11 protein-coding genes and 1 pseudogene are annotated in these 14,103 nt (G+C 55.5%); 6 read left to right on the forward strand and 6 right to left on the reverse strand.

Annotated elements, in window-relative coordinates; translation table 11 throughout:
* Positions 1–994, reverse strand: a pseudogene (locus VFO10_RS15140) (oligopeptidase B); the annotation flags it as partial.
* 70 nt (positions 995–1,064) lie between these two features.
* Complete coding sequence (locus tag VFO10_RS15145) at positions 1,065–1,913, reverse strand: lysophospholipid acyltransferase family protein (protein ID WP_325141585.1); 849 nt, start codon at positions 1,911–1,913, stop codon at positions 1,065–1,067.
* Positions 1,914–1,975: 62 nt separating this feature from the next.
* Between VFO10_RS15145 and VFO10_RS15150 the strand changes: the two genes are divergently transcribed.
* From VFO10_RS15150 to VFO10_RS15175, 6 genes are all read left to right on the forward strand, one after another.
* Entirely contained in the window at positions 1,976–2,113 is a 138-nt protein-coding gene (locus VFO10_RS15150) for a hypothetical protein (protein WP_325141587.1), read from the forward strand.
* A 329-nt stretch (positions 2,114–2,442) separates the two neighbouring features.
* Positions 2,443–3,165 (forward strand): substrate-binding periplasmic protein, encoded by a 723-nt coding sequence (locus tag VFO10_RS15155; protein WP_325141589.1) that lies wholly within the window; start codon positions 2,443–2,445, stop codon positions 3,163–3,165.
* 82 nt (positions 3,166–3,247) lie between these two features.
* Entirely contained in the window at positions 3,248–5,374 is a 2,127-nt protein-coding gene (locus VFO10_RS15160) for a S8 family serine peptidase (protein WP_325141591.1), read from the forward strand.
* A 7-nt stretch (positions 5,375–5,381) separates the two neighbouring features.
* Complete coding sequence (locus VFO10_RS15165; RefSeq protein ID WP_325141593.1) at positions 5,382–5,987, forward strand: hypothetical protein; 606 nt, start codon at positions 5,382–5,384, stop codon at positions 5,985–5,987.
* 63 nt (positions 5,988–6,050) lie between these two features.
* Positions 6,051–6,641 (forward strand): hypothetical protein, encoded by a 591-nt coding sequence (locus VFO10_RS15170; RefSeq protein WP_325141594.1) that lies wholly within the window; start codon positions 6,051–6,053, stop codon positions 6,639–6,641.
* 17 nt (positions 6,642–6,658) lie between these two features.
* Positions 6,659–7,207, forward strand: coding sequence for a hypothetical protein (locus VFO10_RS15175; RefSeq protein ID WP_325141596.1), 549 nt, complete (start codon positions 6,659–6,661; stop codon positions 7,205–7,207).
* A gap of 15 nt (positions 7,208–7,222) precedes the next feature.
* Here the strand turns inward: VFO10_RS15175 and ilvA are convergent, their stop codons facing one another.
* The 4 genes from ilvA to VFO10_RS15195 all read right to left on the reverse strand — a co-directional run bounded on the left by ilvA (position 7,223) and on the right by VFO10_RS15195 (position 13,904).
* Positions 7,223–8,731, reverse strand: coding sequence for a threonine ammonia-lyase, biosynthetic (ilvA, locus tag VFO10_RS15180; protein ID WP_325141598.1), 1,509 nt, complete (start codon positions 8,729–8,731; stop codon positions 7,223–7,225).
* Between the two features lie 236 nt (positions 8,732–8,967).
* Complete coding sequence (locus VFO10_RS15185) at positions 8,968–10,344, reverse strand: response regulator (protein WP_325141600.1); 1,377 nt, start codon at positions 10,342–10,344, stop codon at positions 8,968–8,970.
* Positions 10,332–12,227, reverse strand: a complete 1,896-nt coding sequence (locus VFO10_RS15190; RefSeq protein WP_325141602.1) for a sensor histidine kinase — start codon at positions 12,225–12,227, stop codon at positions 10,332–10,334. Before VFO10_RS15190 ends, VFO10_RS15185 begins: the two co-directional genes overlap by 13 nt.
* 9 nt (positions 12,228–12,236) lie before the next feature.
* The gene (locus VFO10_RS15195; RefSeq protein ID WP_325141604.1) at positions 12,237–13,904 is read right to left on the reverse strand and encodes a pyridoxal phosphate-dependent aminotransferase family protein; all 1,668 of its coding nucleotides are present in this window, start codon (positions 13,902–13,904) and stop codon (positions 12,237–12,239) included.
* Between the last annotated feature and the right edge of the window lie 199 nt (positions 13,905–14,103).

Raw genomic sequence — 14,103 nt, forward strand, 5'->3', positions numbered from 1 at the left:
GGGGATTATGTGGGACCACGGTCTTCCAGTTCGCCATGGAAGGCTTGTCGCGGGTCGTTTCCATCACCTGGAAATTCTGGGCGTTGGAGTTGGTCAGGATATAAAGGCGATCGCCGCCATCCTCCACGGAATACTCCAGCCCACGAATACGCGGCTGGACCAGGGTCGGCTGGGACTTGACCTTGTCACTCGGAAGGAAATGCACCTCTGAAGTCGTCGTGCTGGTCGAGCTGATGAAGAGGAGTCTTTCGCTCAGACTCTTGCTGACCGCGACTTCGAAGGTCGTATCCTTTTCTTCGAAGATCAGCTCGCTTTTGAGTTCACCCAAGGTGCGGCGCAGGATCTGATAGGAGCGCAGCGTGGTCGGGTCCTGCCGGGAATAGACGATGGTCTTGCTGTCCTCGGCCCATTCGAAGTTGCCCTTGGTCTTTTCCAGCGAAAGGATGCGCTTGCCGTTCTTGCGATCATAGACCTCGATCGTATAAAAGCGGCGACCCTGGGTGTCCACGGCATAGGCCATGTAACGTTCATCCGGGCTGAGCGAGGGCGCGGTCATGGAAAAATACTTGTGCCCCACCGCGCGCTTATTGCCGTCCACGAGGATCTCCTCAGGCCCTTCCATCGAACCTTTGCGGCGGCAGTAGATGGGATATTCGCCTTCACCCTCGGTGCGCGTGTAATAGGAATAACCGTGATGGGAATAGGGCGCGGATTGATCGTTCTTTTCAATCCGGCCTTTGATTTCCTCATAGAGTTTCGCCTGGAGTTTTTCGGTGTCCTTCAGCACGAATTCCGTATAGGCGTTCTCGTCCTTCAGATGCTGGATGACCTTCGGGCTTTCCCGATCGTGCAACCACATATAGGGATCGATACGAACGTCGCCATGTTTTTCCAGTTTTTTCTCAATGCGCGTCGGTTTCGGAGGAGGCATGGCCAGACCTGTATCAAGGGTAAGACCGACTAACGCCAGAAGCAGAGGAATACGAGCAAGCATCGCAATGACCTTTCCTGTCAAAAACCAGCTGCCATTGCTAGCACAGGAGGGGCGTTTTTTCCAGCGGGCATTACTTCCAACGGTTGTGGAGCCAGAAGTAGTGCTCGGGGTATTTGCGTACCGCGCCTTCGACGACCCGATTGAAAAGCTCGGAATGCTTCAGAATATCTTCGCTGCGGCTTTCGCTGCTCACCAGGTTCAAGGCGGGCTCGAATTCCAGAAGATGCTCGCCAAAGGCCGTGCGGTGCATATAGCCAGGAATGACGGGCGCGGGGCGACGGCTCCAGATAGCCGCAAAACTCGTGTTGGTTTTGGCAGGTGTTCCAAAAAAAGGCAGGCGCGGTTCGCCGGGACGGGCCTGGTCGATGACGAAGCCCACGATTTCCCCGCGGTCCAAAACCTCGCGAATGCCGCGCATGCCATCGCCTTTGCGGTCACGACGGATCCAATAGAAACCATTGTTGAAACGCAGACGCTCCACAAAACGATTGGTGCCCTGGCCGCCGACCTTCTTCACCACTACATAGGCCGGTTTAAAAGTCCGCGTGACCTTGGCGCCCATGGCCTCCCAATTGCCGAGGTGAAAGCAGAGTATGTAAACCCCGCGGCCCTCAGCCAACGCTGCACGCAGGTGTTCGCCACCGCGCACCTCGATGCGGTCGGCGATCGGCTTTCTTACGGATATCATCGTTTCGAATATGGTCAGGACAAAGTTGAGCACTGACTGACGGGCTATGTGTTCGCGTTCCTCGACGCTTTTGCTGTCGCCAAAAGCGATGCCGATGTTCCGCAGCATAACCGAACGCCGCACGCGGAGCAGATCAAAGGCTACGAAGGTAATGAGCTGAGCGAGGCCGACCAAAATGCGATTGGGCAGCCGGCTCAGGCTTTGCGCCAAAGCGGTGAGAACGTGTTCCACGCCGTATCCTTATCAGTCATGGGAGTCTTATATCTTTTACCCATAAAGCTTTTTGGACGGTTTTGTCCAGCAAAAAAACCGGAGCCGCGCAGAGCTTCGTGATCGGCGATCGTTTGACCATCTTTGATGCTGTGTTCGTTGAATACTCATGTCTTCACACAGGTCGCGGACCTGGCGCGAGACCGGCGGATCTTGAATAGCGGCGGTCTGCTTTGCTGGAAGCAGGCTTCGCAGGACATGCCCGTGGCTATCGGAGCATGGACCGAAATCAGAAAAAACCATCTGGCGCCTTTGGGTTTGCAGATCGCCATTGAATCAGGTACTTATGTAGTAGCATCCTCTGGACTATTGTTAACAGAAATCAATAAGCTTGAGTCGCGTTTTCAACAGCCCTGAATTGGAGTTGATTGCGGGCACAATGTGAACGCATATGCTGCGCATTGCAGTATTCCACAGGAGATTATCGCTGTTTCGCAACCTAGGGAGCAAGCATAGCGAGCGATCCTTGTTTGAAAGGTCTGCCCAAGGAATGCCTTATCTAAATTGGATGATCCTGGCCTTTATCCTTCTTCTGACCGGCCATAGTCCCGGCAAGGACAACCGTTATCGATTTTGGGCGGGAGATATCCCGCCTTATTCATTTGTGGACGCGGGGCAGAAGTCCCAGGGAAGTCTTTATCAGATCTTTCAAACGCTGGTGACGCGAATGGGATATGACAGCAAGGTAGAGATCGTGCCCTGGAAGCGGGTTTTGATGGAAACCCAGAAAAATTCGCCCATCCTCTTCATACCGGCCGCTCGCAGCCCGGACCGTGAGAAGCTTTATCAATGGATCGAACCCCTCATGATCGAAAGCTTCGGTATTTTCACCCTGCCTGGACGAGAGCAGGATATGCAGAATAAGGAACGCGTTCGTGAGGCGCGGATCTGCACGCTGCGGGGATCGGCGACCGAAGAGTTGGTCAAACGGCATCAACTATCACGTTTGGAAGTCGTAGCTACGAATGATACTTGCGCTCGCCTTTTGAAAGCAGGTCGCGTGGAAGCCTGGCTGGCGGCCAGGCGCGCCGCGTTCGCGTCCTATGCACAGGTAGGATACGATCCCGCGGAGCTTCGAGCGGGACTCGTCCTGGAAGAGTGGCCTCTTTATCTCGCCGCGTCAAAGGCCGTCCCGGAAGCGGATCTGCAGCGCTGGAAGCAGGAGATTCAGAAAATGAAGAGCGACGGGACTATGGAGCGATTGCTTCGCTAAAATGCATTCCACTTTTTTTTTGAATGGCCATGCTCCTTAAATTCCTGTTTTCTGATGACAACGTGATCAGGAAGGAGATTTTATGAGGCAAGGCATGCAGTCCGGTCTTTTACTTCTGATGCTGGCGAGTCAGGCATCCGAATTATCCGCGGGGCCGGTCAATAGTCCCGGTTCCTATCCCTTTGCCAAGGCGTCGTCGCGCAATGATAGGGTGACGCTCGGTAACCTCAAGAGCCTCGTGTATTGGCAGGAAAAGGGTGTGGAACGCGCAGGCCTCGTTCCCTGGCGTCAGAGTTGGTCCAGGACGGAGCGATTCACCGGGGGCATTGCGGAAGCTTCAGAACGGAAGTCCGGGGCTCCTGCGGCCATCGCTTGCGCTGGGGATGAGACGCAGATTTTCCACCCCGAGCGAAACCCGGCTGCGCCGGCGGGTGTTTGGAAAAATGCTGAAACGCTGGGAACCGGACCCCAGGGCGCGCGGCGCTGTGCCATGCAAAAGACTGGTGCTTTCGCTGAGTTTTTCCCGTCCCGATCCACTCTTGTGCTCAATCGTACGCAGAGTTTTTCGATTCCCTCTGGATTTCAAACGTCGGAGCTTCTGGCTGCGGGCGAGGGCTTTATGCTGATGTCGAGCAGCAAGGCACTGAGCTTTTATCTTCGCGATGCAAAATGGGTGATGTCGTCGGTATGGAATCACGGAGTCTCCAGTGTGGGCCCGGACACCCGCTGGGATGGTCAGGATCGTTTGCTTTTGAAGGCCGATCCCGACGGCTATGCGCTTGCGAGTATAAGAAGCGGCAGTGACGGTCCAAGGCTTTCCCAGGTGCAGCGTCTTCCTGTGAGTCCCTGCGAGACGGACCAGGTCTGTGGTCTTTCCCTGGCCCAGGATGAATCGTGGCTTCTGAGTGGATACTGGGGTCATTATCTGGGGCGCGGGCAGCAGTTCATGCGGCTGAATCTTCCTTTATCCGTGGAAAAAGGCGCCGGAGCGGTGGCCATAGCTCATGCGGGTGCGGGAGGGCGTTTCACTTATCTGGGATGGGATGATGGGGATCAGGGAATACTGCCGAATCTGCCGCAAAATCCCACAGAAACAAGGGCGCAGCCCGATCGTTATATGACCTGGATCAAAAGGGATGATGGCGCTGTTCAGATGGAAGTATGGAATGGACCTTTGCCGGATGACATTCCGCGGCATTGGCTCGCGTGGGAACCGGGTTATGAATGGAGCTTTGCCGATGAACCCATGACCCGCGCCGCGGCTGATGACCGCTGGTGGCTCGATCGTCTGGGCGCCCAGGCTGCGTGGACCAGGCTGAAAGCCGCCGGTATCAGGCCCGCCCCGGTTCGCGTGGCGGTGATCGATAGTGGAGCGGATCCAAGCCATCCCTGGCTTCAGGAGCAGCTGGATCGGAAGGCCCGGGAAATTCCGAAGAATGGCCTGGATGATGATGACAATGGATATGTGGATGATGTCTGGGGCTATGACTTTGTCGAAGAGGATGCGGTCCCGCAGGATGACTTCGGTCACGGTTCGCATGTGGCCGGTTTGATGATCGCGCGGAAAGGTGATGATATTCGCAATCCCGCGCCGAACCTTTCCCTTATGGTGGTGCGGGCCCTGGATCGCAGTGGCAAGAGCAATAGCATTGACCTGGCGCGGGCTCTTTATTATGCGGCGGATAATGGAGCTGAACTGGTGAACTGCAGCTGGGGCGGAGGACCGGATACCCAGGCGCTACGGGATGCCTTCGCCATGCTGCGGGAAAGGGGAATCCTGGTCTTTTCATCGGCCGGGAACGATAGGCTCGATACCGATAAAAGTCCCGATGTGCCGAAGAAGTATTCGGGTGTTGTGTCGGTGGCTGCCAGTGATAAGAATAACAGGCTCGCCGATTTCAGCAGCTACGGAGCGAATTCCGTGCGTTTCATAACGCCGGGTGATGCGATCGTCAGTACAATCCCGGGCGGAGCTTTTGGGGAAAAATCGGGAACCAGCATGGCCTCACCCTTGGCTGTGGCGAGTTTTGCGCTGCTCTGGGGCGCGGTTCGGGATCTGGAGCCAGAACTGGATAAAGCCCGGCAGATCGAAAAAGTCGATCGCCTTCTGTGTGAAACGGCCGAAGCCCAGGGTGTGGAAAAGCGTTCGCAGTGCGGGCGCATTCGGCTGGATGTCAGTGTGGAAAAACTTTTGAACGGAAAGGAATAGGCTTCGGATGATGGAGACCCACGAGATGAATTCCATGCTGCGCTTTTTGGAACGCTACATGGAGCCGACAGAGGATGAGATCAATCTCGTACTCAGTACGAACAGGGTAAAGGCCTTCAAAAAGAATGAAACCATCCGCAGCTTCGGGTCGGCGTCCCGCGAGGTTTACTTCGTGCTTTCGGGCTGCGTCTATTCCCTTTACAGAGGGCATGAGGACCTGGTCGTCGGTGAGGTCTTTTTCACGGGCGAGCCGGTTCTTATTCCCGCGAGCGAGGAGGGGGAAGACTCCTTATATGAAATTCGCTCCGTTGGGCCTACGACACTTGCCGTTTCGATGGCGGATGAAGTCGAGCAGAATACACGCGCCTTCCCCCGGTTCGAGCGGGTCTGCCGGCTTTTTGCCGAGGAGATGCTGGCCCGTAAAACAAGGTTTCACGATCATCTGCGCCGGCTCTCGCCCTTGGAGAAGTATCTTTACGTGTTCAAGGAAAGACGGCAGCTCATTCTTGAGGTGCCCCAGCATCTTTTGGCGAACTATCTGGGGATGACGCCGGAAACCCTGAGCCGTGTGCGCAGGCAGATCGCGACGGGCGAACTTGATTTGAATCAATGAACTGGCCTTGAGCCCCTTGTACACTGGCCCTACAACATTGTGCTGGCTGACAGAGGGGTGACCATGAAGCGAGGGATTTTGTGTCTCTGTATCTTAAGCCCGGGATTGGCTCTGGCTGACGTCCAGGGTTCCCGGTTTTTCGTCGGAACATCGGCTTTTATGCTGTATAACCTGGATCAGAGCACAGACTACCCTCCGCATTTCTATCAGCTGAACTTTGGGTATCAGCTGACGCCCAAGGATGTCCTTTCCCTGGAATTCATCACCTGGCGTTATTATGCTCCGATGGCGATTCTGGGCAACTCCGAGAATGAGGAGGATAACTTTCCCGGCTATGTGAAGGTCGTGGGACCGGCGCTGGCCTATCAAAGGTTCATCGCCTGGGGTTTCTATACCGCGCTGCATAGCGCTTTTTTCCAGCAGAGTTTTTGGAATGAAGAGGACGTGAAGATCGGTACCGGACGCCAGCTGTTCTTGACCTTTCGTCTTGGCTACCACCTGTCCTTTTATTCTGATAAACTTTTCCTCGAACCATCCCTTGCGATGACCCACTGGCCGATCAATACGGGCTTGCCTGAGGATTTTCAAGTCCAGGAAGATAAGTGGCGTAAATATCAGTTCGAACCAGGACTGCATATGGGTTTTGTTTTTTAAGGATAGGATGAAGATTCATGAACAGTCAGCGCGTTCTCTTGCCTCTAGTATTTCTGCTGGTCAATGCGTGTAAAGGCGGGGGAGGCGGATCGTCCAATGACACCACAACCACGCCGCCCTCGAATTCGAGCGGCACGACCGGCGATGAATTCCTGACCAATTGCCCGGCTTCTTCCTCGCTTATTGAAACAACCGAATGGACCAGCTGTCTTGAAGGCAAGAGCCTGACAGGGACGGAACCTTTTACGAACAAGGCCTGTGAGCTGAAAATAAAGGCGAATGGAGCTTTCGATTATCTGCGTGATGACGCGCTTGCGATCTCGATTACCGAGCGCAGTACCTGGCAAAGTCCGAATGGGACCTATCAGAATGCAAACACCGGATCCACCCGGATCTTCCTCGCCGGCATTGCGCCCGACCTGCCTGCGGTCGCCGGCGTGGCGCGCGTGACACGTCTGAATATTTCCATCTTCGGAACGGCAGGCCAGCAGGATAAGATCGAAGTCCAATACCTCGACGCGGACCTTGCACGGCAGACGTTCAATTGCAACGTGTCCTTGCTTTGAGTCAACACAGCCTGCCTAAAGAAGGAGTCGATAGGCGGGATTCTCGGTTTCCCTTTTGAAGGGGTAGCTGATTCTTTGCAGATGCTGTTCGAATTCCAAGCGCTCGTCCCTGCGCACTTCAAAGGCAATCAGCACGCGTCCGTAATCCGCTCCATGCGATCGGTAATGGAAGAGCGAGATATTCCAGCGGTCGCTGATCACGGCCAGGAAATCAGCCAGGGCCCGCGGTCTTTCGGGGAAGACGAAGCTATAGAGTTCCTCTTCGATCGCCAGCGGTGCGCGACCACCGACCATGTGCCTCACATGTTCTTTCGCGAGTTCGTTCTCGGTCAGATCCTCGACGTGATAGCCTTGATCACTGAGTTTGCCGAGAAGGCGCTCCTGATCCTCGATGCCGTGAACGGAGAGCCCAAGGAAAATATAGGCCTCCGGCGTTCCGTTGGTGCGGTAATTGAATTCCGTGATCGCCTTGCCGGCGAGGATGCTGGTACAGAATTCCTTGAGCGCCCCGGGACGTTCCAAAAGGCGGATGGCGAGCAGGCACTCGCGACCGGCTCCGGTCATGGCTCTTTCTGCGACGAACTGCAGGCGCTGAAAATTCATGTTCGCGCCTGAGTTGATGGTCACAATGTTTCGACCCTGGGTGGGGTTTTGCCGTAAAAAAGCCTTCGCACCGGCCCAGGATAAGGCTCCTGCCGGCTCGACGATGGTGCGCGTTTCGCTGTAAATATCCTCGATGGCCGAACAGATTTCATCCGTTGAAACCTTGATGAAGCCATCGACGTAATCCTGGGCCACAGCAAAGGTATTCTCACCGACCTGCCGCACCGCGACACCATCGGCGAAGACTCCAACCTGATTCAGCACCACGCGCTTCTGCTCATCAATCGAGCGGGTCATGGCATCACTATCGATCGGTTCCACGCCATAGATCTTCACGGCGGGATTCAGGCTTTTGATATAGATGGCAAGACCAGCCAGGAGTCCACCACCGCCGACCGGAACAAAGACATAATCCACCTCGGGACAGTCTTCCAATATTTCCTTGCCCACTGTCCCTTGGCCCGCAATCACAAGGGGATCATCAAAAGGATGAATCATCTGCGCCCCCAATTTTTCCACGAGCTGCAGACTGTGATCGTAGGCCTGCGAATAGTGATCGCCGGCCAGAACGATTTCGGCACCAAAGCGCGCCACGGATTTAATTTTGATATCCGGTGTCGTGGTCGGCATCACCACCCACGCCGGCATTCCCAGAATGCGTGCGGAAAGCGCCACGCCCTGACCGTGATTGCCCGCCGACGCGCAGATCACGCCTTTGGCCCTTTCCTCTTTGGGAATGGCGGCCATGCGGTTATAGGCTCCGCGAATCTTGAAGGAAAAAATCGGCTGCAGGTCTTCGCGTTTAACGAAAATGGAATTGCCCCAAATCGAGGAAAGGGTGGGAGCCTGTTCCATTGGAGTACGTTTGGCCACATCGTAAACGCGAGCTTTGAGTATGTCTTTAAACAGCGATTGTTCCATGGGAGCCTCGGGTTAAACTGGGCTCATCCTAACACAAGGAAGGGCGGGGCAAGGGAAGCGCTTTCCGGCAGGGGTTGCGATTTCCCGGCGAAAGCATACAGCCCGGTTGGAGAAAGGCTACCGGGCCGTGTTTATTCAAAATGACGCATCAAGGGTCAGAAGGCGGCGAGGCGAAACAGAGGCAGGGCTTTTACCGGGTTAGCGTGCATGAAGGAGCCTCGGGCCGCTGCCGCCTCTTACGAAGCCTTCAGCTGCTTCGGAACGGGGCGTATAGGCAGCGAGATGCGTTTGAATCCGCGGCGCTGCGGCATCAGGAGCGAGCCATCCCAGGGCTTATATTCGATGTGCGAGCGGGTCTTTTGGTTCAGGGTCAAAGAACGCTCGGCGATCCGCGGTGGATTGGGAAGGACCAGGGGCTCCAGCGGAAACTCTTCATGGATGAAGTCGCGCAGGTCCTCGGGCGACAGCATATCGCTACGAATCAGATAGAGCTTGACCGGCTTGGTTTGTCCCGCGAAGGTGCGCGAGCCGAGATAGATCAGCTCATCGGGCCTTGTGGTCAGATGCTCGATGAAGCTTTCGGTCATGATGATGTTGGAACCCGGCAGTCGATGCACGAGCTTTTCAATGCGATGCAGAAGATCGATCTCGTTCGAGGTCGTATCGAACGATTTCTGGGTGACATCCCCGGCCGGCGTCTTCAGATGGACAGTGTGCACATCCACGACCGCATCATGCGCGGCATGCAGAGCGATCCCGCATTCCAGATCCACATGATAGACCTTATTGAGGCCGCGCAGAGCCACCCGGAATTCACGGGCTGCAGCCAGCGCGGCTTCGCCATAACCACGGATGCCGTCCATCAAACCAAAGTGCGCATAGGCCGAGTCCCCGGAATGCGACTCGCGGAAACCGCCATGACGCATGATGGATTCGGAAAAGAGCTGAATCACGGCCGCGCGCAGAGGCTTGCCATCAATCGTGACATCATGAATGCGACTGGAACCGATGATATCAAAGGTCACGCCCACGAGATCGCGGCGGATCGGGAATTTCAGCTGCGAGTTCTGCAGGGCCCAAAGAACGAAGGGCGGCACCCAGCATTCGAGTTCCCGGCGCATTTCGGTTTCGCGGTGACGCGCCAGTTCCAATTCCAGACGGGCTTTCTCCAGATCCATGGCCTGACGTTCCAGCTCCTGGCGCTTGTGTTCCAGGTCGGCGAGGATCTCTTCCTTCTGCCGGTTGACGCGATAGTATTCGATGGCCTTGTGCAGGGAACTTTCCAGCTGCTCGGGCTCCCAGGGCTTTTTAATGTAGTCGAAGACCTTGCCTTTGGTCACCGAACTGATGACGAGGTCTTCGTCGGAATATCCGGTCACGATAATGCGGACGGCCAGAGGCACGAGCTGGGCGGCGAGCGCGAGGAACTCCACGCCCTTCATTCCCGGCATTCTTTGATCGGTGACGATGACCCAGGGATCGAGTTCCTTCATCCGGGCCAGTGCTGCCAGAGGATTGTCAAAACAGTGGACGGACCAACCCGCATCACAGATCGCATCGAAGACTGTGAGGTTGTTGGCTTCATCATCCACATAGACAATCACGGGCTGCATGCCGGGGCACCTCCCATGGGGTTTTTAGGAAGTGTGATGGTGAAGGTCGAACCGCTTTCCGTATTCGGATCCAAAAGCAGCGAACCGCCGTGGCGGGCCACCTCTTTCCGCGAGATATGCAGTCCAAGGCCTGTGCCTTTGCCCACATCCTTGGTCGTGAAGAAGGGATCGAAGACCTTGTCGCGGATATCCCGCGGCACGCCCGGACCATCATCATGCACTTTGAGGCAGACGGCATCCTGCGCCGCTTCCGCTGAAATCTGGATCAGGCCACGATCGCCGATGGCATCGAGGGCATTGATCACGAGGTTGACCAGGACCTGGTTGATCGCCGCTCCATTCACGGCCACTTCGAGATCATCCGGCACATTGATTTCCACCTTCACGCCCTGGGGCACGCGATTATTCAGAATATTCATGGTGGAGCGGACAAGGTCGATGACCCGGTGCTCGCGCATGCTCGCGTGATTGAGCCCCGAATAGGTCCGCAGGCTATTCATGATTTCAAAGGTGAGGCGCAGGCCTTCACCCATGACGTTCAGGAGTTTATGGGCCTGTTCACCATATTCAAAGTTCGCGCTCTTTTGAAAGAGGCGCCGCAGAGGCGTCAAGGCACCGTTGACATAATTCAGTGAGTTATTGATTTCATGCGCGATCCCGGCCGCGACCATGCCCAAGGACGCCATCTTCGAGGATTGAATCAAATCCGCCTGCGCTGTCCGCAGGGAATTGAGTGCCTCTTCCAGCGCCTCCGTCTTCGCGGAAATCTCGGCGGTTTTCTTGATGACCTCGTCTTCCAGATGATGCCGGAGATAATCGCGTTCGCGATAGGCTTCCGTAATCCGTTCATGCACATCAAGGGCCAGGAAGGTCACACCACCCAGGACTCCGATCGAGAGCAGCACCGGCCCATGGACCAGCCCCAGGACGACCAGCACATCATTGCCGGAAATGAAAATGAAGGAACTGAGGCTCAAAATCTGCAGAATGAAGGTGCGATGAATGCCCTGCCGCCGGGATCTTTGCATAAGGTTATAGAAGCCCATGCCCATGACCCCGAAGAACGTTCCAAAGGGAATCGTTGTACCCAATTGAATCACGTCACCCGTGGTTCCCAGCGAGATGATAAGAACCGCGAGCACGACATGCGCACAGTAAATGGCGAAGGCTTTTTTCCCAAAGAGTCCAATCACGCGGAAGGTGTTGAACAGAAGAAGGGTTCCCATCCAGAGCGAGAAATCGGCCAGCTTATGCAGGTAAAGCATGGGAAATTGCAGATTGAAGGGCGAGGGCGTGGTGGCGATGAAGTAGGCGGCGAACGCGGCCCCCGTGCCGACCAGGGAAAGAGTCAGAAGATGCGGGACCTGGCCCCAGAAGACGAAGAAGCTGATCAGCGCCAGCATCAAAAGCCCACCTGATGCCACGGCGTTCAGCGTTTCCTGAAAGAAATTTATATTCGGGGAATGCGGCTGGAATTTAGGCCAGAAGGAAACCCGTGCAAAATAATGGCTATACGAGTACGCGCGCCAGGTCAGTTTTTTGCCGCCCACAATATTCTTGCACGCGACCAGCATGGTTCCATAGAACGAACGCACCGTGCGGAAGGTGGGATCGCCAAAGAATTCCACGCGCTTGCCATCCAGCAAAGCCTCATGAGCCCCATGGATGATCATAGGGAACTCAATGAAACCGTCCGGATGGGCTGCGCATTCTTTCGGCGCCACTTCGCTACTGGCCTCCAAAGTATAGACCCCTTGCTTGACGTGCCAGGGTTGTTCAACAGTCCAAGGGCTCGCCTGCTCCAAGGAAGAGGGCAAGGTCCCAACACCCAAGAGGGATGTCAGGCTCATGAGCACCGAGACTGCGAACTCGGACAAAGTCATTCAAACCTCCTAAGCCACCAAAGGCAGGGCCACCTGATCCGGAGTAAAATCAGCTTTGCGCATCGCCGCTTCCAAAGTGGTGAGTACGAAATCCAAATCGGAGCGCGTGTGCTGAGCCATCAGAGTAAACCGGAAACGGCAACTCGTGCGACTCACGGCAGGATAGACAATGGGAACAGCAAAGATGCCCTCATCCCGCAAGTGCGCGTTCATGATACTCAATTTTTTTTCATCTCCGATAATAACAGGAATCACCGAACTTTCGTGATGCGGATTAATGCTAAACCCTAGGTGCCTCAAACCGTTCGCAAAGTGGCTGATATTTTCCTTTAAATTGTTTACGAGTTCCTTTTCTGCCAGGAAGATGCGAAGGGCCGCCAAAGCAGCCGCGGCCGTGCTCGGAGGAATCGAAACAGAGAAAATATGCGGCCTTGAAAAATGATAAAGCCAGTCAACCATCTCGGCTGATCCGGCGGCAAAGGCACCGATGCCGCCGCAGATTTTCGAGAAGGTCCCCATCACGACATCCACTTGGGGCAGCACCCCATAGCGTGCGGCAGCGCCCAAGCCGCCTGGACCCACGACACCAAAGGAATGCGCCTCATCCACCATCAAACGCCCGTTATGCTTGCGTGAGACGGCGCTGATCTGATCCAAGGGCGCGATGTCGCCATCCATCGAGAAGACGCCTTCGGTCACGACAAGGCAGCCCACGTATTGCTTGCGTTCGTCAACCATCATCTTTTCCAGATGCTTCGGCTGATTGTGTTTGAAAAAGCGGGCTGTCGCTGAACTCATACGCATTCCATCCTGAATCGAGGCATGCGTGAGCACATCGGCGATGACAAGATCCTGTTCGGCGGTCAGGCCGGTGATGATGCCGACATTCGCGGTGTAGCCGGAGTTGAAGAGCAGGGCTTTTTCCTTGCCGAACATGCGGGCCAGTTCATGCGCGAGCTCATCATGAAGCTTGGTGTTGCCCGTGGTCATCGGCGAGCCGGTGGAACCGAATCCATATTGATCCAGCGCAGCCTTGGTCGCTTCGATGACTTTGGGATGGCTGGAGAGCCCGAGGTAATCGTTGGAGCAGAGCATCAGATAATCATTGCGCCCGTGTTTGCGCGGCATATCGAGCAGAACGCGCGGGCCTTTGGAGGGCTGGCGCAGACTGTAATACTGATACTTCGGCATCTCTTTCCACTTGCGGTAAAGGAACGAGAACTGACGGCAGCGGGCGAAGAGATCGACGTTGGAACTCTCGGAGCTCAGAAACGAGGCGAGACTGAATTTCTCGGGATCAAGCTCGAATTCGTAGGCGCTGTCGGTGATCGAAAGGACCTCGCTCAAGGGGCCATCGATGGGAACCTTGTTATCAATGGTTTGAAAGCCATAGAAATAGCTGTCGTCCTCGGAGCGGATCGCCCGCAGAACGAGGCGTCCGAGATAAGCCGTCTTATCCCCCCAGGTGAGCTTGGCCGGTGGCAGGATGCCCCCTTCATAGAAGCCTTCATCCGAGGAAAGCGCAATTTCCGCCTTCGCACCAAGCCCCATCAAGGAGCAGTTGTGCACATTGAGTCGATGGGTGACCCCCGAATTCGACTGCAAAGTGAGCGTCAGATCCTCGCCCGGCTGGACGCGAAACCTGGTGTGACGAATGGAATTGGCTAAGTTTGTCATAAAATCCCCCATCGGGCCGACTTCACTGCATTCGGCCTCCCTCTTTCCGCCTCGGCAGAATTGAGTCAGGTATTAATTACAAAGTGTACTGTCGCTGATTAGCGTCAGCTCGAAGCCTTTGGCGTGCGAGGGATTTAGGAGGTTTTTAAGGTTTTGACCAGGCGCCTGTCAACGCCCGTTCATGGTAAGAATCGGACCG

The organism is Oligoflexus sp., from assembly GCF_035712445.1.
Taxonomy (GTDB): Bacteria; Bdellovibrionota_B; Oligoflexia; order Oligoflexales; family Oligoflexaceae; genus Oligoflexus.

Excerpts from the sequence above, each read along its gene's own strand:
- VFO10_RS15155 (WP_325141589.1), top strand. The coding sequence starts at position 2,443 with ATGCCTTATCTAAATTGGATGATCCTGGCCTTTATCCTTCTTCTGACC.
- VFO10_RS15160 (WP_325141591.1), top strand. The coding sequence starts at position 3,248 with ATGAGGCAAGGCATGCAGTCCGGTCTTTTACTTCTGATGCTGGCGAGT.
- VFO10_RS15165 (WP_325141593.1), top strand. The coding sequence starts at position 5,382 with ATGATGGAGACCCACGAGATGAATTCCATGCTGCGCTTTTTGGAACGC.
- VFO10_RS15170 (WP_325141594.1), top strand. The coding sequence starts at position 6,051 with ATGAAGCGAGGGATTTTGTGTCTCTGTATCTTAAGCCCGGGATTGGCT.
- VFO10_RS15175 (WP_325141596.1), top strand. The coding sequence starts at position 6,659 with ATGAACAGTCAGCGCGTTCTCTTGCCTCTAGTATTTCTGCTGGTCAAT.
- ilvA (WP_325141598.1), bottom strand. The coding sequence starts at position 8,731 with ATGGAACAATCGCTGTTTAAAGACATACTCAAAGCTCGCGTTTACGAT.
- VFO10_RS15185 (WP_325141600.1), bottom strand. The coding sequence starts at position 10,344 with ATGCAGCCCGTGATTGTCTATGTGGATGATGAAGCCAACAACCTCACA.
- VFO10_RS15190 (WP_325141602.1), bottom strand. The coding sequence starts at position 12,227 with ATGACTTTGTCCGAGTTCGCAGTCTCGGTGCTCATGAGCCTGACATCC.
- VFO10_RS15195 (WP_325141604.1), bottom strand. The coding sequence starts at position 13,904 with ATGACAAACTTAGCCAATTCCATTCGTCACACCAGGTTTCGCGTCCAG.